This is a genomic window from Streptomyces sp. NPDC039609 (assembly GCF_055596705.1).
In genome coordinates, this window is sequence record NZ_JBVIUJ010000001.1 from 221048 (window position 1) to 240917 (window position 19870).

The window sequence follows — 19870 nt, forward strand, 5'->3', positions numbered from 1 at the left end:
ACGGCCGGATTAAGATTGCTCTGCGTGCCGGTCGACTCGCGGTGTGTGGTGCAGGGTGCTGTTGCTCGTGACCGGTTCCGCATTTCGTCATCGGATCCGTGACTCATGGAATTGGGTGACCCATGCCGCCTCGACTTGTCGGCCATCAAGGCTCACTGACAGGACAGAGCTATCCGATCGGCGCCACACCGGTAACCCTGGGCCGCAACAGCGACAACAGTGTCGTGATAACCGGGGGGAACGTCTCACGCTTTCACGCCGAAGTGCGTCGCGAGCGCCATGGATTCGTGCTGTACGACAGCGGCAGCAGTAATGGAACGCGAGTCAACGGGGTCCGTGTGACATCGCACGAACTGCAGCCCGGAGATCTCGTCGAGATAGGAACGGAGACGTTCCGCTTCGAAGCTGCCGATGCGATGGAGACCATCCTCGACCTCTCCGTGCTGCGGCCGCTCACGCCCGCCCGGGCGACGCCGGCGGCAGGGCCCGTGCTCAACGTCACGGTCACGGGCGGTGGCCCCGTCGGCCTGAGTTTCGCTCTGCTCCTGGAACACCTCATGGGGCCTCGTGTGGCCATCACCGTGTACGACGGTCGGTGGGTACAGGACGGGGCGAATGTCGTCTGGAAGAGCGAGGGGCAGGGCAACGTCAGGCGACAGCAGGTCGTCACCGTGCAGAGCCGCCAGTACCTGAACCTCCCCGAAGAGGTGCAGGAGCGGCTGTTCCGCGGCGACGCGTACTCCGAGATGTGGCCGGTGGGTCCCGACTCGCTCCGTGGCTACAACCCGAGAAACCTGCGGATCGCCTACATCGAGGACACCCTCCTCGAATTGGCCAACGAAAAGCCGGATCGGATTCGGCTGGTTCCTGAGGCGTTCGACCCGGCCGAGTACCACACGGCCGAGTCCAAGGACCACGTGCTCGCTGTGTGCGAGGGAGGCCGCTCCCGAACGCGGGAGTATTTCACCGACAAGTTCGGCAACGCCGACAAGTCCATCTACTCGCTGCACGGTCAGCACATCCAGGATGTCGTCCTGGGCCTGCGCGTCGCATCGACTCTGACGGACCCCATGACGGTCCTGCTGACCGTGGCTCAGAACCGGTTCCTCCTCAATGCCCTTCGCGGCGAGGGGTTCCTGAACATGCGGCTCACCGATGCCGAGGCCGCGGAAGTGGTCGGTATCGATCCGGTGCGGCATGTGTTCGAGGACTGCATCGCCTCACGCCCGTGCGTCATGGGGCGGGACGATCACGGCGACTTCCAGTGTTCGACGCACAGCACGCTCTTCCTGCCCGCGATGGTCAGGGGTTCGGCCCTGTGGAAGCGGGTGTTGGAGGGGCTGGCGCTGTTCGGTGTCGCCGAGAGGGACCTGAGCGCCGTCACGGCCTTCCGGCTCGACATGGTGCAGCGGCCCAGGTTCACGACCCGGCTGCGCTCGGCCACGTCGACCACTCCGGGGACCTACGGGTTCCTGCTCGGCGACGCCGCCAACGCCATCCATTTCTGGCCGGGACGCGGGCTCAACAGTGGACTGGGCTCTGCCATCTCGCTGGCTCGGTCCCTCAACGGAGCATGGACCGGAAGGCCGTTCCGGGACGCCGACTTCGCACGCCACGAGGCGGCCATGTCCATGCTCCAGTACCGGCACAAGAGCCGAGCCTGGAACACGATGATCACCACCGACGAGAACGGGGTCAGCTGCGCGATCAAGGAGAAGATCGCGCGGAGCATCGAAGAGTCCGAAGGGCAGGAGCTGGACAGGAAGGCGGACACCGACGCGCTCATGGAACGGCTGCGGGGCATTCGTGACCGGTTGTCGTCACGCGTCCCCGGCATGCCTGACGACTCGACGCTCCGGGACCACCTGGAAACCCTCAACTCCAGTACCCTGCGGACCCTGTTGGAGAGCGGGGCGTGGGACACCCTGATCGTCGGGGGCGAAGAGGTGGACATCGACATCTTCTACCGGCAGGACTCGCCGGCCGAGACCGCCCCCGAGAAGGCTCCCGCCGCGACGTGATCACGGAACGGGTGCCGGGGGCGAACCGCCCCTGGCACCCGCGGCGCGCGCGTGAAGGTCGTCACCACCTACGCATGGGTGAGGGCTTGCCCGGGTGAAACGGGCATCGACCGCCCTCACCCGGCGGGCGAGGTGCCCGCGAGCTCTCTCTCGAATCCGGCCAGCAGCGCGTCGAGAGCGAAGTCGAAGCGTGCCGCGGCCGTGTCCTCGCCCGCCTCCCGGGCCGCGGCGACCAGGAGTGGGTACGTCTCCGGGGCCAACGAGGCCAGGCTGCCGGCCCCGTCGACACGGCCCACCTGGGCGGCTGCGTGGCCGACGACGAAACTGGTCAGCGAGTAGAGAACGTCCAGGGTCCTGGGCAGGGGGAAGCCCGCCCCGTGCAGCATCTCCACCACTGCCTCCAGTGTCCGCAGATTGCGGGGCGTCATGGCGGGCCGGGAGAGCAGCAACGGCACGGCGTGCGGATGCGCGTCGAGCGCGGCGACCAGCGCGTGGGCGTAGGCACTCAGGTCCTCCCGCCAGGTGTCGGCACCGAACGCCGGGGGGACCGCCTCGGCGACGACCTGCTCGATCATCCCGTCCAGCAGGGCGGTCTTGTTCGGCACGTGGTGGTAGAGGGTCATCGCCTCCACACCCAGTTCTGCGCCGAGCCTCCGCATCGACAGGGCCTTGAGCCCCTCCTGGTCGACGAGTCGCAGTGCCGCCTCGAGGACGGCCTGCCGAGTGAGCCCCGCACGCTGCCCGGGAGCCCTCTGGGCCGCCATGGCGCCGCTCCTTCCATGCCGTACCCATCACGGACCGATTGACGATTCTTACGCTGTAAGTATAGCGTCCTGAAACGGCCTTACATCGTAAGAATCGATGTTCGAAGCCTCGACGGGGACGAGAGGACGAGCGGACGATGACCATCACCGAGCCCGCCGAAGCGAGGAAAGAGCCCACGCGGCCACCGGACGATGCCGGTCCCGCCCGGGCGCAGCCCCCGGAGGGGCCGGGTGCGGCAGGACTGCTGCGGCCTTACGCAGGGGGCTTCGCCGCGGTGATCGTCCTGCAGGTCGTCGGCGCGGTCGCGGGGCTGGCGCCGCTGCTCGCGGTCGTCGAGCTGGGCCGGCTCCTGCTCGAACCCGGTCCGGTCGACCCGGGTCATGTCCGGCTCGTCGTGGTCGCGGGCGCGGCGGGCCTGCTCGTCAAGCTGCTGCTGACGGCCGCTGCGGCAGGAATCGGGCATCTGCTCGACGGGCGGGTGCAGTTGGCGTTGCGTCGGCAGCTGGCCGCTCGCCTGGGTCGCGTGCCGATCGGCTGGCTCTCCCGACGCCATGGTGGTGAACTGGCCAAGCTGGTGGGCGATGACGTCGGCGCCGTGCACCCGTTCATCGCCCACACGCCCGGAGAGCTGGCATCCGCCTTCGTCGTGCCGCTGGTGTCGCTGGTCTACCTGTTCACCATCGACTGGCGGCTGACGCTGATCACACTGATCCCGGTGGTCGCGGCGGTGGCGTTGGTCCCGCTGATGATGACCCCGGCTCGGCTGCGCGAGCAGGCCGACTTCGACTCGGCGATGGCGCGGATCGCGCGCTCCGTCGTGGAGTTCGTCCAGGGCATCGCCGTGGTCAAGGCCTTCGGCGGGGGCGAGCGCGCCCACCGCGAGTTCCGTGCCGCCGCCGACGACTTCGTCGCTGTCTTCGGTCGCTGGGTGCGCGGGATCTCACCGACTGCCGCGGGAATGCAGCTCGTTCTCTCGCCTCCGTTCGTTCTGCTGACCGTTCTGATCGGCGGCGCGGCACTGATCGCCGGCGGGGGGATGGCCCCGGCCGACCTGCTGCCGTTCCTGCTGCTGGGACTCGGGCTGACCGCCCCGGTGGCGGCGCTCGGGCATGGCTTCGACGAGCTGCAGGCCGCCCGGCGCGCGGTCGGCCGGATCCGCGACGTGCTCGCGGTGCCGCCGCTGCCGGAGCCGGCCGATCCGGTCGCGCCCCGGGGCCACCGGGTGGAGCTGCGGGACGTTCGCTTCGCCTACGAAGCGGGTCACGACGTACTGCGCGGGATCAACCTCGTGCTGGAGCCGGGTACGGTCACGGCGCTCGTCGGACCGTCGGGAAGCGGCAAGTCCACGCTGGTCCAGCTGCTGCCGCGGTTCGTCGACCCGACGAGCGGCTCGGTACGCCTGGGCGGCGTCGATCTGCGCGAGCTGGGCAGCCGGGAGCTGTACCGGCAGGTCTCCTTCGTCTTCCAGGACGTCCATCTGCTGCGCGCCTCGATCGCCGACAACATCGCGCTGGCGGTACCGGACGCCGGCCAGGACGAGGTGGTGCTCGCCGCCCGTCTGGCGAACGTCCACGACCGCATCCTCGAACTGCCCCGAGGGTACGAGACGGTGATCGGCGAGGACGCCCGACTGTCGGGCGGCGAGGCCCAACGGATCGCGCTCGCCCGGGCGCTGCTGGCCGACACCCCCGTCCTGGTGCTCGACGAGGCGACCTCCTTCGCCGATCCGCTCACCGAGCGGGCGATCCGCCGCGCCCTGGACACATTGCGGGAGGACCGAACGGTCCTCGTCGTCGCGCATCGCCTGGAGACGGTCGCGGGCGCCGACGCCATTGCGGTCCTGGAGGACGGAGTCGTCGTCGAGCACGGCCCGCCGGGTGAACTGCTCGACACCGAGGGGAAGTTCTCCGCGCTGTGGCGCTCAGGACCGGCGGGCCCACCCGGATCGGGGGAGCGGCCGTGACAACGCACGGCCCGGTCGATCCGGGGCGTGACGTGTCCGCGAACCCCCGGACGCACGGCCCGGCCGATCCGTTGGCGACGTGTCCGCGAACCCCCATCCATCAGTGAGGAGTCGATTCCCGATGATCCGCGTACTGCTGCGCGTGCTGGGCCACCAGCATGCCCGGCCGATGCTCCGCACCCTCGCCCTGATGGCCGCGACAGCGGTCCTGGAGGGCCTGTCCTACGCTCTGCTGACACCAGTACTGCGGGCTTTGCTCGGGGGCGAGCCGGACCACGCCTGGCCCTGGCTGGGCGCGTTCGGGGCCACGGTGGCGGCCTACGCGGTGCTGCGCTACCTCAGCGACCTCTCGGGGTTCCGCGTCGGCACCGCGCTGCTGCGCGGCGTGTACCACCGACTCGGCGACCATCTGGCCCGGCTGCCGCTCGGCTGGTACGGCGCGGCTCGGGTGGGAGAGGTGTCCGTCCTGGCCGGTCAGGGCGTTCTCCGGGCCATGAGCGTGCTCGCGCACCTGCTGGCACCGGTCGTCTCCGCCGCCGTGACGCCGCTGACGATCGTCGTCGTGATCCTCTTCCTCAACTGGCAGTTGGGCCTGGCCGCGCTGACCGCCGTCCCCGTCGTGGTGGCGATCCAGATCCTGGCCGGACGTTCCGCGGCGGCCGAGGAGGCGGAGCGTGCCGCACGCGACCGCGAGGCCACCGGGAGGGTCATCGAATACCTCCGGGCCCAGCCCGTGCTGCGCGCCGGCGGCCGGACCGCCGAACGGTTCGGTCTCCTCGACGACGCCTTGCGGCAGGTCCAGAGTGCCTCCCGTCGGTCCACGCTGACCGCGCTGCCCGGCGCGCTGGGCCTGACGCTGACGGTGCAGGCGGTGTTCACCGCGGTGCTGGTGCTGGGTGCGTACCTCGCGCTCGGCGGAGGTATCGGGGCCGCGGAGCTGCTGACGGTCCTGGTGCTGGCCGCGCGATGCGCGGATCCGCTGCTGTCGCTGGCCGACCTCGGCGGCAGGCTGCGCGGCGCGCGTGGCGAGCTGGAGAGGATCGACGCGGTGCTGCGTACGGAGCCGCTGCCGCAGGCCCCCGAGCCGGTCGAGCCGGTCGGCCACGGGCTGGAGTTCGCGTCGGTCGCCTTCCGGCACGAGGGGCGCGCGGTGTTCGACGGCCTGTCGCTGTCCGTCCCCGAAGGGCAGCGGCTGGCCGTGGTGGGGCCGTCGGGCGCGGGGAAGACCACCCTGCTGCAGCTGCTCGCGCGGTTCTACGACGTGGACGCGGGCGTTGTGCGCATCGGCGGCGCGGACGTGCGCGCCGTCCGAACCGAGGCGCTGATGGCACAGTTCGCCATCGTCTTCCAGGACGTCTATCTCTTCGACGGCACGATCGAGGACAACGTGCGTCTGGGGCGCCCCGGCGCCACCGACGCCGAGGTACGGGCAGCCGCGGCTGCGGCGCGATTGGACGAGGTGATCGGGCGCCTGCCGCAGGGATGGTCGACCACCGTCGGAGAGGGCGGGGCCCGCCTGTCGGGCGGCGAGCGCCAGCGCGTCTCGATCGCCCGGGCCCTGTTGAAGGACGCGCCGATCGTGCTCCTCGACGAGATCACCTCCGCGCTGGACCCCGTCAACGAGGCCGCCGTCCACGCCGGCATCGAGCGCCTGATGGCGGGACGGACCGTGGTGGTGGTGGCTCACCGGTTGCGCACCGTCCAGCATGCCGACCGCATCGTCTTCCTCGATGCCGGCCGCATCGTCGAGGAGGGCAGCCACGACGATCTGCTACGCCGTGGCGGCCGCTACGCCGACTTCTGGAAGCTCACCCTGGCGTCCCCCGCGACGACGTTCGGCTGAGAGAGATCGGCCGGGCCGCTCGGCCGGGCGTCACGCCAGGCGGTCCTGGCCGTGTCGGAGCCGGCCCTGCCCGTACCGAAGGCTCTGGACGTCGATGACCTCTCCCTCCGCCGAGGACACCGCTTGAACGATCGCTGCTTCCGGAGCCGTGGGCTTGCGGAGCAGGAGCAGCGCCGCGTCGTCGTGCAGTCGGCCTCCCACGTGCGCCAGCAGTTCGTCGTGGAGCGCCGCGAGGGTACGCGTCGGTTCGTCGGACAGGTGCTGCGCCAGCCGCTCGGCGAGCGGGTAGAACTCGCGGCCGCGGTCGCGGGCCTCGGTGACCCCGTCGGTGTAGAGCAGCAGCTGATCACCGTCCGCGAAGGGCAGGACATGCAGGCCGGGGGTCTCGCCCGTGAGGGCGCGCAGGCCGAGGGGCGGGGCCGGGTGGGCGGGTTCCACCGGCGCGACCGAGGATCCGCGGACCAGCAGCGGAGGTGCGTGCCCACAGTTCACGACTTCCAGCACGCCGGGCCGGGGATGCCCGGCGACCACGGCGGTGACGAAGTCGTCGCAGCGGAGGTTACGGGCCAGACTCCGCTCGATCCTGTCGACGACGGCGAGGAGATCGGGTTCCTCGTAGGCGGCCTCGCGGAAGACCCCGAGCACCAGAGCAGCGACCCCCACGGCCGGCAGCCCCTTGCCGCGTACATCGCCGACGATCAGCCGAACGCCGTACGGCGTGGGCACGAGGGCGTAGAGATCACCGCCGATACGGGCCTCCGCGGCCGCGGCGCTGTAGCGGACGGCCACCTGGAACGGGCCGACGACGGCCGGAACGGGCTGGAGAAGTGCGTGCTGGGCGGCCTCGGCGACCGAGCGGACGGCGGCGAGCACCCGCTCGCGACGCCCGCGCAACGCGCTGGCCAGGCCACTGGCCAGGGTGACGGCCCCCAGGGCGGACAGTACGGCTGCGAGCTCATTCCTCGGCGCACCGTCGCGGATGCCGAGCGTCACGCCCAGCACCCCGGCGAGGAGACCGACACACAGGACTCCGCGAGGCCCGTTGGTGGTGGCGGCCAGTGCGGGCCCGGCGGCGAGCAGCGGCAGCCAGGTCAGCCCGGCTCCGCCGAGGAGGTCGACGACGACGATGACGGAAACGATCAGCACGGGCAGTACGGGCGTACCCGAGGCGAGCTGCACCGCGACGCGCTTCCGGGCCACCGACCCGGGGGTGACCCCGTGCTTCCTCGGCGGCCGTATCGGCTCGTGTGCGCCGCCGTGCTCTCGGGTGTGACTCATGTATCGCCCGCAGTCCTCACCTGTGCGCGGAGCATGTGCGCTCCGCGAATGTCTGTTTCATCCAGGAAAGGTGATGAGTGCCGAGCGTCACAAGGGCACGATTTTCAGATAGTGAGCGAGAGGCCCCTGGTCACGCGACTCGCGGCAGGGACCAGCCGCCTCCGGATCTCCTCGAGGCGGGAGACCCGGTCCGCCCGCAGGGAGACGCCGAGCGAGCCGAGCGTGTCCCCGCTGTACACGGGCACCGCGACACAGACCGTGCCGAGGCTGTACTCCTCCATGTCCGTGACGGCCGGGGCCAGAGGAGTGGAGTCGAGCTGCCGGAGCAGTTCCGGAACGTGGGTGATCGTCCGCGGTGTGAGATCCGCCAGGTGGTGCCGGGAGAGATAGTCCTTGCGGGAGTCCTCGTCCAGCTCCCGCAGCACCGACTTCCCCAGCGCCGTGGCGTGACCGGCGTCCTCCATTCCCACCCAGAGGTCGACCCGGGGCGCCCGGGGGCTGTCGACGATCTCGGCGACCCGGATCTCGCCGTCCTCGTAGAAGGTGAGGTAGGCGGCGGTCGCGCACTCGTCGCGCAGCGCGGCGAGCGCCGGACGGACCCTGCTCAGCAGCGCCTGCCCGCGGCCGGTGGTGTGGAGCGTCTGCACCTTGTCGCCCAGGACGAACCCGCCGTCGTCCAGCTTCCGCAGATATCCGTCATGGACCAAGGTCCGCAGCAGGTGGTAGGCGGTGGCCAGGGGCAGCCCCGTCTCCCGTGCCAGCTGCTTCGCCGGCGCGCCGTTCCCGTGCGCGCTCACGGCCTCCAGCAGGCGGAAGGCCCGCTGCACGGACGTGATGAGCGTAGGGCCGGGGCCATCGTGGGCAGCCATACGACCAGCGTGCGCCGGGTGCGCGGTACAGGCAATTCCCATTCGGCTCCGCGCGCCGCCGCACGGCGTGACGCCGCCGGCGTGGGTGGATCACTCCACGGACGGCCTACGTCGTTCTTCGGGGCCCGCGGACCCGGCGCGGGACGGAAACCGTGGACCGCTTCCAGGAGCGGTCCACCGTTCACTCGTCGACGTCCTCCAGCCTCCGGACGCGTTCCGCGTCGCATGTGCGGGGACAGGTCAGGCACGCCTGAGCTCGGTCGAGCTTGTAGTAGAGGCAGCATCCGAGCCGGGTGCGCGTGTGGTGGCCCCGGCCGCCGGGGCCGGTCAGCCGTCTGAAGTCGGCGCCACCCGGGAAGGGCGGGATGCCGTGCGGGAGCAGCTCCGTCGCGGCCCGCACGGCCTCGTCCTCCCGGTCGAGCATGCGGCCGAGGTACCAGATGCCGGAGACCAGATCGTCGGCCACCATGCCCCACAGAGCCCTCGGCCCACGCCGCACATGGGTGCCGATCGCGGCGATCAGGGGGCGTGCGTGATCGACGACGGCGGCGCGCAACTCGGCGCGCAATGCCTCCTCGTGGCCGATCACCCGGGTGCCGGGCAGTCCGGACGCCGGGTCGTCCGGCAGGCAGGCGAAGTCGGCACCGGGTACGACCTCGAATGCGGCCGTCGTGAGGTCCAGCCGGACCTCCGCCGGGTGAAGTCGCGGCACGCGACGCTCCAGACGCCACGGGCCGCTCATCAGCAGGCTGACGGACCACAGGTAGTCGTGGAGTGCGCGGGACGCGGCGACGTCTCGGCGGGGGGTGTGCCCGTGGCGCTCGTGGATGCGGACCGTCTCGGCGTGGATGAAGGCGTCCAGCGCGTGTTCGTCCTGGGCCAGGTCGGCGCCGGTGACGCAGTCCGCCGGGGGCCTGCCCGGGAGAGCGGTCCGGGCGTCGAGTGCGTCGCACAGCGTGATGACGCGGCCGTAGGTGCCGGTGAGGGCGGCGGTCGAGCTCACGGCGTGTGGCGCCGCCGCGGTTCCCGGTGCCATGGCCATCCCACTCCTTCGCGTGTCGACGACGCGTCGCGTCGGCGGGTTTGAAATAAGGTAAGCCTCACCTTACGTGGAGTCGATCCAGCTCATGACCGGGGGTCAGGTCGCTCGAGGTGAGCGGAAGTTGAGAACTTAGGTTTGCCTAACTTAGGCTGCGCAGTCGGTGGCGACACCGGGGCGCGCCGAACCGCCACGCCGCGACCGGCGCCGTGCGCCGACACCACTCACCACCCGACCCGAAGGGGCCGCCCGTGCGGTTGTATCTCCTCGCCCTCAACCCGACCGACTCGGTCACGGAGGGCTTCCTTCCGGCCGCCGCCCGGCTCGGCCTGGACGTCACCGTGCTCACGGACCAGCCCGCGGCACATCGCTACCGCGGTCCCGGCATCGAGGTCCTGGCGTGCGACGTACGTGATTTCCGTGCGGTGATCACCCGGATCTCGACGCACCGCACACCCGACGGGATCTTCACGAACAGCGACCACCTGCAGACCCAGGCCGCCCTGGCCGCCGACTACTTCGGTCTGCCGGGCAAGAGCTGGCAGGCCGCACTCCGAGCCAAGGACAAGGCGCAGATGCGCCGTCACCTCGCCGCCACCGGCGCCGACACGGTCTGGTCGAGGGAGATCGGTCCCGGGCGGGACCCGGCCGAACTCACCGAAGGGGAGTTCGCCGACGTCCCGTACCCGTGCGTGCTCAAACCACGGGAGGGCGTGGCCAGCGAGGACGTGGTGCTCGTCGACGGGCCCGCGGAGCTCGTGCTGCGCTGCAAGGAGATCCAGGCGCGGCGGCCGGAGGCGGCGCTGGTCGTCGAGGAGTACCTCACGGGCGAGTTGTACACCGTGGAGACGCTCGGTGACGGCCGCACACGCCATGTCCTGGGCGGGTTCCACACCGAGGTGTCACCACCGCCGTACTTCATCGAGCGGGCCATGACCTTCGTGGTTTCGCATCCCGAACCCGTCGTCGGGCAGGTCCTCGCGCAGCTCGACGCGCTGGGCGTCGGATTCGGTGTCTGTCACACCGAGTTCGTGGTGCACGAGGGGCGGGCCCGCATCATCGAGGTCAACTACCGTGCCGTAGGGGACCAATGCGACCTGCTGCTCGCCCGGCTCCTGGGAATCCCGCTGTTCGAGCACATCCTGCGGACGCATCTGGGGGAGCCGCTGCCACGGGTTCTCGGCGCCCGCACCGAGCGGGCCGCCCGGCTCGCGTACCCGTGCGCCGATCGCGCCGGGATGCTCACCGCCGCGCCCGCCGCCGTCGACCTGGTCCAGGACGGTGTGAAGCTGACGTACCGGCCGCTGCGCGAGCTCGGCGAGCGCCACGAGCTGTACCGGACCAACCGCGACTACCTCGGGGTGCTCCGCGCGATGGGGCCCGGCCAGGACGCGGTCGACCAGGTGGTCGCCGGCTTCCTCGCCGCACAACGCTGGGAGATCACCCCATGACCGCCACGACCACCCCGGGCGCCACCTCCTTCACCCCCGAGATGCCTGATGCCCCGGATGCCTGCGAACGCGACCTGCTCCTGCGTGTGCTCGGTGCGTTCCTGCGGGAGGACGTCGTGGGTCTGCGCACCCACGGCGTGAGGGTGGAACGGACGGACGGCCCGTGGCTGCGGCTCGCCGCCTCCGCCGGTGAGGACGCCTTGCTGCTGCCGCTCGCCGACGACGGATTCCAGAGCGCGACCACCGCTCGACTTCCCATGCTCGTACGGGAGTCGGACGGTCGGGAGCTGACCACCACCGCGGAGATCGTCGATGCCCTGGCCGCATGCGCGGACCCGGCCGATCGGGGCGGCTTCGAGGCCTTCGCCGAAGAATGCCGACAGACTCTCGCCACCATGCGGTTGCACGCCCGTACGCGCGGCGAGGTCGGCGGACTTCTCACCGCCCGCTACGGAGCCGACCCCGCTGCGTGGACCGGCCTCGCCGGGGGGCTGGCCCACGACACCCTCGCCGCCCGCATCGACCATCCCGTCTATCCCACCGCGCGAGGTCGCACCGGGCTCGACGAGCCCCAACTGCGGGCCCATGCGCCGGAGTTCCATTCCTCCTTCGCGCTGCGCTGGATCGTCGTACCCCGGCAGGCCGTCACCGTGCCCGAAGCCGACCCGAGCCTTCCCCTCCACTGGCCGACACCGGCGACGCTCGGGCTGCCGGACCTCCTCCCCACGCACATCGCGCTCCCCGTACACCCGCTCACGGTCGGCGCCCCCCTGCGTGAGGCCCTGCGCGCCACCGGCCTGGAGGAAACGGCCGTCCTCGCCGAGCCCGCGTACCTCGAGGTCGTGGCGACGCTGTCGATGCGGACGGTGGCCCTCGCGGCCGACCCGGCCGTCCACCTCAAACTGCCCCTGGCCACCTCCACCCTGGGCCTGCGCAACCGCCGGACCATCAAGCCCGGCACGCTCGTCGACGGCGCCGCCGGCCAGCGGCTGCTGGAAACGGTGATCGCCCACGAGCCGCGCTTTCGCGACACGGTCCTCGTCGCCGACGAGACGGCCTACGCCCATGCCGGGCACGAACTTCTCGCCTTCCTGGTCCGCCGATACCCGGCCGGTCTCGACGACTGCGTCGTCGTGCCCATGGCCGCGCTGCTGAGCCGGGCCCCCGGCGGCCGACCGTTGATCGACCACCTCGCCGACCGCTACTACCGTGGCGACCCGGTCGCCCTGCTCGATGCCGCCCTGACCCTGCTCTTCGACTGGCAGACCACTCTCTTCGGTTACGGCATCGCGCTCGAATCACACCAGCAGAACGTCTCTCTGGTGCTGGACGACGGACCGGACGGCCGCCCCCGCCTGCGGCTGCTCCTCAAGGACAACGACGGCCCGCGCATCAACACGGCCCGTATGCGGGACGCCCTGGCCGGCGACGCGCCCGACCCGTCCACCTTCGACGACGCCCGGATCTTCGGCGACGAGGACAGGCCCGTCATCGACCTGTTCGCCACCATCACGGTCCACCTCTGCGCGGGGGCCTTCGCCTTCGGTCTGGCCCGGCACGGCCGTGCCCCGCTGCACGTACTGCTCGGGCTCGTCCGCGACCGGCTGGCGGAAGCCGTCGAACGGCTCGGTACCGACCCGGGGCAGCCGGGCGCGATCCTGAGAACCCACGTCCTGGACGCCCCGGAGCTACCGGTCAAGGCCATGGTCTCCGCCGGCACCCTGCTCACCAAGGAACGCTCGGGCGCGATCGACATCAACAAGCACTACACCACCGGCCCCAACTACCTGCGCACCAACGGCATCTCGCACTGAGTCCCGCCGTGCCACCGTGTCTCGTCGCCGTTCGCGTCCCGCTCAAAGCCCCAGGGGTGGAGACGACGAGCCGAAACGCCCCCTGCCTTCCGACCTTCGCTCTCCCCGCACGTGCTGGAGCCCCTGATGTCGCTCACCGAATCGCTCGATACCGTGCCACCTCCCGGCGCCCCTGCCCCCGCGGTCCCGGTTGCCCCCACCGAACTGCCCACCGCGGACACGGCCGTGGTCCACACCCTCCTCAACTGCCTGGTGCGTGAGGTCTCCGGCCCCGAGGGGCAGACCACGGTCGTCGACGGTCACCTGCTGCTCCGGCTGCCCCGCGCGGGCGTGCTGCTGAAGGTCGCCCTACGGCGTACGTCCATGCTGGGGGCGCACCGCTTCGCCGGGCCGGTACTGGAGCGGCGCCCCGGCGGCGGCTGGTCGCCGGTCGACTGGCGGCTCCTGTCCGCGTACACCCAGGAGGAGCTGTGGCTGCGCACCGGGGTGCGCAACGAGGAGTTCCCGGACCAGGTCGCCTCCAGTCACGAGGCCGTCTCCACCGTTCTCGCCACGCGTGCGGCGCGGCCACGGCAGGCGCCGCTCGGCGTGTTCTCCCGCTACGTCGCCTCCGAACAGTCGCTGCTGTTCGGCCACCGTTTCCACCCCACCCCCAAGGCCCGCGGCGGCGACGACGCCGCCTCCTGGACGGCGTACGCACCCGAGGCCGAGGCGTCCTTCCCGCTGCGCCACCTGGCCGTGCGGGAGCACCTCGTCGCCGAAGACGGCGAAACCGAAACGCTCGACCGACTGCGTCCCGATGTCCCGGACGGCTATCGGCTGCTGCCCGCGCACCCCTGGCAGTACGAGATGCTGCGCGAACTCCCGGAGCTGCGCGCTGCGTTCGACCGGGGTGACGTCCACGACCTGGGCTCGGGCGGAGGACGGTTCGCGGCCACGTCCTCCCTGCGCACCGTGTACGACGGCGCGTCGTTCCTGAAGTTCAGCCTGAACATCCGCATCACCAACTGCCTGCGCAAGAACGCCAGTTACGAGCTCTCCGGCGCGGTCGCCCTGACCCGTGTCCTGGAGCCGGTACTGGCCGACCTCACCACGCGATTCCCCGGCAGCGGGATGCTTCGCGAACCCGCCTTCCGCAGCCTCTCTCTTCCCGGCCCGGACGGCACGCCGGACCGTGCCCTGCTCGAAGGGTTCGGAGTGATCGTCCGCGAGGGGCTCTCCAGGCGCCTGATGCCCGGCACCACCCCGCTGCTCGCGGCCGCGGTCGCCGACGAGTACCCGACCGGCCCCGGCCACATCTCCCGGCTTCTGGACGGGGCCGGCCCGCAGACCGCCCTCAGCTGGTGGGCCGCCTACCTCGATCTGCTCGTCCCGCCCGTCCTCGCCGCCTACTTCGACCACGGCGTCGTCATGGAACCGCATCTCCAGAACGTCCTCGTCTGCGTCGACGACGACGGGATGCCCGCCCAGGTCCTCTTCCGCGACCTCGAGGGCACCAAGCTCCTCCCCGAGCACCACGCCGACGCCCTTGCCGCGCTGCCCTCCGAGGTCGCCGGGCCCATGACCTACGACGCCCGGCGAGGGTGGGACCGGGTGCTGTACTGCCTGCTGGTCAACCACATCGCCGAGCTGCTCGCCGCCCTCGCCGACCTGCACCCGCGGATCGAACCCGACCTCTGGAACCAGGTGCGCGCGACCCTCCGGTCCTACGCGGACCGGCACGGCTGCCCGCCGCGGCTCGCCGCGCTCCTGGCCGGGGTCCCACTGCCGGCCAAGGCCAACCTGCTCACCCGCTGGGAACGGAAGGCCGACCGCGAAGCCGACTACGTCCGCCTCCCCTCCCCGCTCGCCGACGACATGCTGCGCGACGGCGTCCACAGCCAGAACCGCCCGAGGACCCGATGACCGACCCCACCGCCGCAGTACGCTCCCACGCCCTGGCACTTCCCGCGACCGAGCTGCCGGCGTATGTCTACGACCTGGCGGCGCTGCGCGAGCACGCCACGTCCGTTCGTCACGCCCTGCCCGAGAACGTGGAGCTGTACTACGCGGCCAAGGCCAACCCGGAGCCGGAGATCCTCTCCGCTCTCGCCCCGTACGTCGACGGCTACGAGGTCTCCTCGGGCGGGGAGCTCGCACACGTCGGCAAGGCGGTCCCGGGCCGTCCCCTGGCCTTCGGCGGTCCGGGCAAGACCCCGGCCGAGATCATGGCCGCTCTGGAACAGGGCGTGGCGCGTTTCCACGTCGAGAGCGCACACGAACTCCGTGTGCTCGCCGAGCTCTCCGCCCGCAGGCCGTCGCACTCCCCGATCGGAGTCCTGCTCCGCTTCAACCTCCCGCTCGCCGATGGCTCGCTCGCAGGCAGCTCCCTGGCGATGGGAGGGCTCCCCAGCCCGTTCGGCCTCGACCCCTCCGAGGCCGACGAGGTCGTCGGTCTCCTCGGCGGTGGCGCGTACCCGCAGCTGGAACTGCGGGGCGTACACGCCCACTTGGCCAGCGGCCTGGAGGCCGCGGAACAGGTGGCCGTCGCCGGGTCCGTGGTGACCTGGGCGGAGGCCCTGGCCGCACGGCACCGGACCCCGCTCACCGAGGTGAATGTCGGCGGCGGCATGAACGTCGACTATGCCTCGGCCGAGCGCCGGTTCGACTGGGCCGCTTACGGCGCCGGCCTCGCCCGTCTCGCCGCCGCGCACCCGGGGCTGACCCTGCGTATCGAGCCGGGGCGTGCGCTCACCGCCTACTGCGGCTGGTACGTCACCGACGTGCTGGACGTGAAGCGCAGCCACGGTCGGGAGTTCGCCGTGGTCCGAGGCGGCACACACCACCTGCGCACGCCGGCGACCAAGGGACACGACCAGCCCTGCGCCGTTCTTCCGGTGGACTCCTGGCCTCATCCCTGGCCGCGACCGAGCGCCCGGCAGAACGAGATCACCCTCACCGGCCAGCTGTGCACGCCCAAGGACCTTCTGGCCCGGGATGTGCCCGCGCCGGGGCTGAGAGCGGGCGACCGCGTGGCCTTCGGTCTCGCGGGGGCGTACGCATGGAACATCTCGCACCACGACTTCCTCATGCACCCTCGTCCAGGCTTCCACTTCCTCGACCGGGCGCGGAGCTGACGGGCGCCTTCCGAGCGGTCACCGGACGAGTTCGGCTGTTCGTGCCGGGGTGGAGCGGGGCGGGTTCCTCAGCCGGCCAGGCGTTCCACCAGCAGGAAGGCGCCGATGGCGATCATCATGGCACCACTGATGCGGGTGACGGCCCGGGCGGCCGAGGGACGGGTGCTCAGCACCGTGCGGGCCAGGACGGCGACGGCGAGGTAGACGACGGCGCACGCGGTCACGTGCACCGTGCTGAGCAGCCCGGTCTGCGCGGCGACCGGCCAGCCCGTGGCAGGGTCGATGAACTGCGGGAACAGCGAGAAGTACAGCAACAGCGCCTTCGGGTTCAGACCGCTGATCCCGAACCCCTTGAGCATGACCTGCAGCCGGGAGGCGTCCGCGCTCTCTCCTCCGGCCGTCGGTACGGCCGGCTGCCGCAGCACGCCCCAGCCCAGCCACAGCAAGTACCCGGCGCCCGCCAGGGTCAGGGCGGTGAGCGCTGCCGGAGAGCTCGCCATGATCACCGCCAGGCCCGCGACGGCCACCAACGCGTACGCCATGTGTCCGGCGATGAGACCGGTGACCGCCGGGCCGACGGAACGTCCCCGCAGCCCGGCGGAGATCGCGTAGGCCCAGTCCGCGCCTGGCGTGAAAACCAGCAGCAGGTCCACTGCCAGGAAGGCCGCCAGCGTCGACCCGGCCGCCGTCGGCCTGAACTTCGAGGCCGTCGTCTTCGCCACCCTGCGCTGGGAGGACCCCGACACCGTCACGACCTTCGAAGAGGCCCTGAGGGGCATCCCGCACGTGCTGCAGGCGCAGCGCCTGTTCGGCGAGCCCGACTACCTCCTGCGGGTCGCGACCGCCGACCTGGCCGCCTTCCAGGAGCTGTACGACCAGAAGCTCGCCCGACTCCCCGGCGTCCAGCGCCTGACCTCCACCCTCGTCATGAAGAACGTGATCGACGACCGGCCTCTGCCCGAGTAGGCGAGGAGGAAAGATCACTTCCGCCGAGGACGGCCGGGACACAACCCGGCGGGGCGCAGCGGGACCTCGTTCTCGAGGAATGCGGGTCGGCCGGTGACGAGGCTCGTTCCTTCGCGGTCGGCGATGCCCAGGAGCGACAGGTGGTCCTGTTCGTACCGGCTGGGAACCGCACGAGCGGATCGAAGTCGGCGAAGTGGTACCGGACGCTCGCGCATGACCCGGGACGCGCTGATCGACGCCCTGAGAGCGGTGAGGGCCCGCACTCGTTGCTCCGTGACAGCGGCCCGTCGCGCTCAGGAACGGGGGAAGTCCTTGCGGTGGGCCGAGAGCCAGGTCCTGAAGTCCTGGAGTCCGGGGTACAGGGCCCGTACGGCAGCCAGGTCGCGGGCTGCGGTGAAGTGCTCCTCGCAGTCACGGTAGAACTGGAACATGTTGCCCGCTTCGTCCGCTCCGGGGTGGCCCAGGGCGCGGTAGGCGTCCGGGGTCAGCGGGCGATACGCGAACGGCGCGCCGACCTGCTCGGTCAGTGCGGCGGCCATGTCGGCGACTCTCAGGTGTTCACCCGCGATGCTCACGGTCGCGCCGATGAGATCGGTACCGCGCTCCAGGACGGCCAGTGCCGTCCCGCCGATGTCCACGTAACTGATGCCGGACAGCCGACTCTCCGCCATCGGGAAGTTGAGCACCAGAACGCCGTCGTCGGCCGGCTGCGGGGCGAACATGTCGAACAGGTTCTCCCAGTAGAACGTGGTCCGCAGAAACGTCGTCGGCACGCCGGCCTCGATGAAGTACCGGTCGGCCTCGGCCTTGGCATCGAAGTGCGGAACCTTGTAGGAATCCTGGAGCGTGGGCATGCGGGTGTCGTCGAGCGGGATGCAGTCCCGGGTGTCCTCCAGCGTCGACCAGACGGCGTGCTGGACACCGGCGTGACCGGCCGCCCTGGCGAGCGCCTCGGCCTGCGCCTTTTCGTGCTCGGCGTTCATGCCCTCCCAGAAGTTGGTCATCAGAAACGCTCCGTACGCACCCTCGAACACCGGCCCCAGACTCTCCTCGTCGTCCATGTCGGCCCGGACCACCTCGCATCCGAGCCGCTCGAGCTCGACCGCGGGCTCCGATTCCGGCTTGCGGGTCACGGCACGCACCGTGAAGTCGCCGTCGTGCTTCCCGAGGATCGCGCGTGCGAGAGATCCACCTTGGCGCCCGGTCGCGCCGAACACGGTGACAATGCGCTTCTCCGCCATCGTCCCCGCCTCCTCCGTCCAGGTACTTCCCCCGATCGAGTGGCCGGGCGCGTCTGCCGGAGGCGCCTGCGGCGCGGCTACCCGGTCGAGCGCTCGCCAAGCACCGCTCCGCCGCGAAGAAGGGCCGGACGGCCAAGAACGGCCCCGATTGCCCCGACCTAGCCGGGGAGGGCCGTGCGTCGGCGTGCCAGGGCCTTGGCGTACAGCAGATGGACGATGGCCTCGGCCGCGAGCAGCAGGACCACGAGCCAGGGCGCGAGCGTGTCCGCGCCGAGGACGACGAGGAGCGGGATCCCGATCCCCGGGACCGCCCAGACGGCCACCTGGCGAAGGGGCCGGCCGAACCGCAACGCGATCAGGGCGTGCGCCGCGTGGTACAGCGCCAGGCCTCCACAGAGCGCCCAGACCGCGCCCCGGGCCAGGTGGTCGTGGCCGGACTCCTCCACCGCCGTGGCCAGTCCGGCGGCCATGGAGATGACGGCCGCGGTGACGAAGAAGTGCAGGAAGCCGGCCACGTCACGGGCGAGCAGGTAGGCGTCCCGCCCGCCGGCGGTGCCGATGACCCGCTCCGCGGCGGTCGAGGCGAAGTCGAAGTACGACCACCAGAGCGCGGCCAGCAGGACGAACCCGAGCACCGCCACCACACCGGCCGCGGCGGTCCAGACGTGGTCGGTGGAGGTGATCAGCGCCAGCACGGACTCGCCCAGGACGATGATCACGAACAGTCCGACCCGTTCGACCAGGTGGCCGGTGTGCAGCCGGCCGGGGATTCCCTGGCCCCGCGAGGTGAGCAGCAGGATCATCTCCGCGATCAGCAGGCCGGCCCAGACCGGGTAGATCCAGGGCGCCGGGACCGCGGCGGAGCCGGCCCAGAGCAGCGCGGAGAGCAGGCAGTAGGTCAGCGGCCGCCAGCGCGGCAGCGTCTGGGGCGCGGGGAAGCGGGTGGCCGGCCACCACAGGGCCAGCAGGACGAGGCGCGTCCCCGCATAGCCGAGGGCGTACGCGGGGGCCCGGTCGCCGTCGGCCTCCGGCACCGCGGCCGCCATCAGCGCCAGGCACAGCATCGCGGCCAGCATGGCGAGGCGGCGGCGGGCGCTGTCGTCCTTGAAGAGGTTGGCGGAGACCGTGAGGTTCGCCCACATCCACCACGGTGGGAAGTAGAGCGCGAGGAAGATGCCGAAATCGCGCCAGCTGGGATCGCCGTGGAGACCGTGCGAGAGCTGGGCGACGAAAGCGACGAACACCAGGTCGAAGAAGAGCTCCAGCCACCCGGCGTGCCGGGGCTCGGGCGAGGGCGACGGAGCCGTGGTGTGCGGAGTGCTCATCGGGCCATCCGGAAGGGCGGGTTCGACTGCGGCACGGACTGGCTGCATCAGATCACGGATCCGACCCCGTCGCCGCCCGCCGTCTCCGGCGTCGCCCCGGGATCCTCCGGAGCCGTCACCCGCACGTCCTGTGTCCCCGAGGAGAGCTGCCCCTGGCTCATGTCACCGCACCCGCGCCC

At 71.2% G+C, this 19870-nt stretch carries 14 protein-coding genes and 1 pseudogene; 8 read left to right on the forward strand and 7 right to left on the reverse strand.

All coding sequences use genetic code 11. The annotated features are described in order from the left end of the window. Positions 1-122 precede the first annotated feature (122 nt). Positions 123-2021, forward strand: coding sequence for an FHA domain-containing protein (locus tag ACZ561_RS01055; protein WP_470988008.1), 1899 nt, complete (start codon positions 123-125; stop codon positions 2019-2021). A gap of 116 nt (positions 2022-2137) precedes the next feature. Here ACZ561_RS01055 and ACZ561_RS01060 read toward each other — a convergent pair whose 3' ends face one another. Then, complete coding sequence (locus ACZ561_RS01060; RefSeq protein WP_470988011.1) at positions 2138-2785, reverse strand: TetR/AcrR family transcriptional regulator C-terminal domain-containing protein; 648 nt, start codon at positions 2783-2785, stop codon at positions 2138-2140. Between the two features lie 137 nt (positions 2786-2922). Between ACZ561_RS01060 and ACZ561_RS01065 the strand changes: the two genes are divergently transcribed. Both ACZ561_RS01065 and ACZ561_RS01070 read left to right on the forward strand, forming a co-directional pair. Further along, positions 2923-4749, forward strand: coding sequence for an ABC transporter ATP-binding protein (locus ACZ561_RS01065; protein ID WP_470988014.1), 1827 nt, complete (start codon positions 2923-2925; stop codon positions 4747-4749). Between the two features lie 121 nt (positions 4750-4870). Further along, entirely contained in the window at positions 4871-6592 is a 1722-nt protein-coding gene (locus ACZ561_RS01070; RefSeq protein ID WP_470988017.1) for an ABC transporter ATP-binding protein, read from the forward strand. 30 nt (positions 6593-6622) lie between these two features. Here ACZ561_RS01070 and ACZ561_RS01075 read toward each other — a convergent pair whose 3' ends face one another. The 3 genes from ACZ561_RS01075 to ACZ561_RS01085 all read right to left on the reverse strand — a co-directional run bounded on the left by ACZ561_RS01075 (position 6623) and on the right by ACZ561_RS01085 (position 9781). After that, positions 6623-7870 (reverse strand): PP2C family protein-serine/threonine phosphatase, encoded by a 1248-nt coding sequence (locus tag ACZ561_RS01075; RefSeq protein WP_470988020.1) that lies wholly within the window; start codon positions 7868-7870, stop codon positions 6623-6625. A 104-nt stretch (positions 7871-7974) separates the two neighbouring features. Further along, positions 7975-8739 carry an IclR family transcriptional regulator gene (locus tag ACZ561_RS01080; RefSeq protein WP_470988023.1) on the reverse strand — a complete coding sequence of 255 codons (765 nt, stop codon included), beginning with the start codon at positions 8737-8739 and terminating at the stop codon, positions 7975-7977. A gap of 181 nt (positions 8740-8920) precedes the next feature. Next, the gene (locus ACZ561_RS01085; RefSeq protein WP_470988026.1) at positions 8921-9781 is read right to left on the reverse strand and encodes a (2Fe-2S)-binding protein; all 861 of its coding nucleotides are present in this window, start codon (positions 9779-9781) and stop codon (positions 8921-8923) included. A 248-nt stretch (positions 9782-10029) separates the two neighbouring features. Between ACZ561_RS01085 and ACZ561_RS01090 the strand changes: the two genes are divergently transcribed. From ACZ561_RS01090 to ACZ561_RS01105, 4 genes are all read left to right on the forward strand, one after another. Then, positions 10030-11229, forward strand: a complete 1200-nt coding sequence (locus ACZ561_RS01090) for an ATP-grasp domain-containing protein (RefSeq protein WP_470988030.1) — start codon at positions 10030-10032, stop codon at positions 11227-11229. Further along, complete coding sequence (locus ACZ561_RS01095; protein WP_470988033.1) at positions 11226-13043, forward strand: IucA/IucC family protein; 1818 nt, start codon at positions 11226-11228, stop codon at positions 13041-13043. Before ACZ561_RS01090 ends, ACZ561_RS01095 begins: the two co-directional genes overlap by 4 nt. Before the next feature lie 126 nt (positions 13044-13169). Next, positions 13170-14948 (forward strand): IucA/IucC family protein, encoded by a 1779-nt coding sequence (locus tag ACZ561_RS01100; RefSeq protein WP_470988035.1) that lies wholly within the window; start codon positions 13170-13172, stop codon positions 14946-14948. Next, entirely contained in the window at positions 14945-16159 is a 1215-nt protein-coding gene (locus ACZ561_RS01105) for a type III PLP-dependent enzyme (protein ID WP_470988038.1), read from the forward strand. Before ACZ561_RS01100 ends, ACZ561_RS01105 begins: the two co-directional genes overlap by 4 nt. Before the next feature lie 68 nt (positions 16160-16227). On the opposite strand, the gene ACZ561_RS01110 is transcribed toward ACZ561_RS01105, so the two are convergent. Then, positions 16228-16812: a LysE family translocator gene (locus ACZ561_RS01110; protein WP_470988040.1), complete on the reverse strand. Its 585-nt coding sequence runs from the start codon at positions 16810-16812 to the stop codon at positions 16228-16230. A 13-nt stretch (positions 16813-16825) separates the two neighbouring features. On the opposite strand from ACZ561_RS01110, the pseudogene ACZ561_RS01115 reads away from it, so the two are divergent. Continuing rightward, positions 16826-17125 (forward strand): annotated as a pseudogene (locus ACZ561_RS01115) (Lrp/AsnC family transcriptional regulator); the annotation flags it as partial. A gap of 293 nt (positions 17126-17418) precedes the next feature. Here the strand turns inward: ACZ561_RS01115 and ACZ561_RS01120 are convergent. Next, entirely contained in the window at positions 17419-18366 is a 948-nt protein-coding gene (locus ACZ561_RS01120) for an NmrA/HSCARG family protein (RefSeq protein WP_470988043.1), read from the reverse strand. A gap of 158 nt (positions 18367-18524) precedes the next feature. Then, on the reverse strand, positions 18525-19691 hold the full coding sequence (locus ACZ561_RS01125) for a low temperature requirement protein A (RefSeq protein WP_470988046.1): 1167 nt from the start codon (positions 19689-19691) through the stop codon (positions 18525-18527). Positions 19692-19870 lie beyond the last annotated feature (179 nt).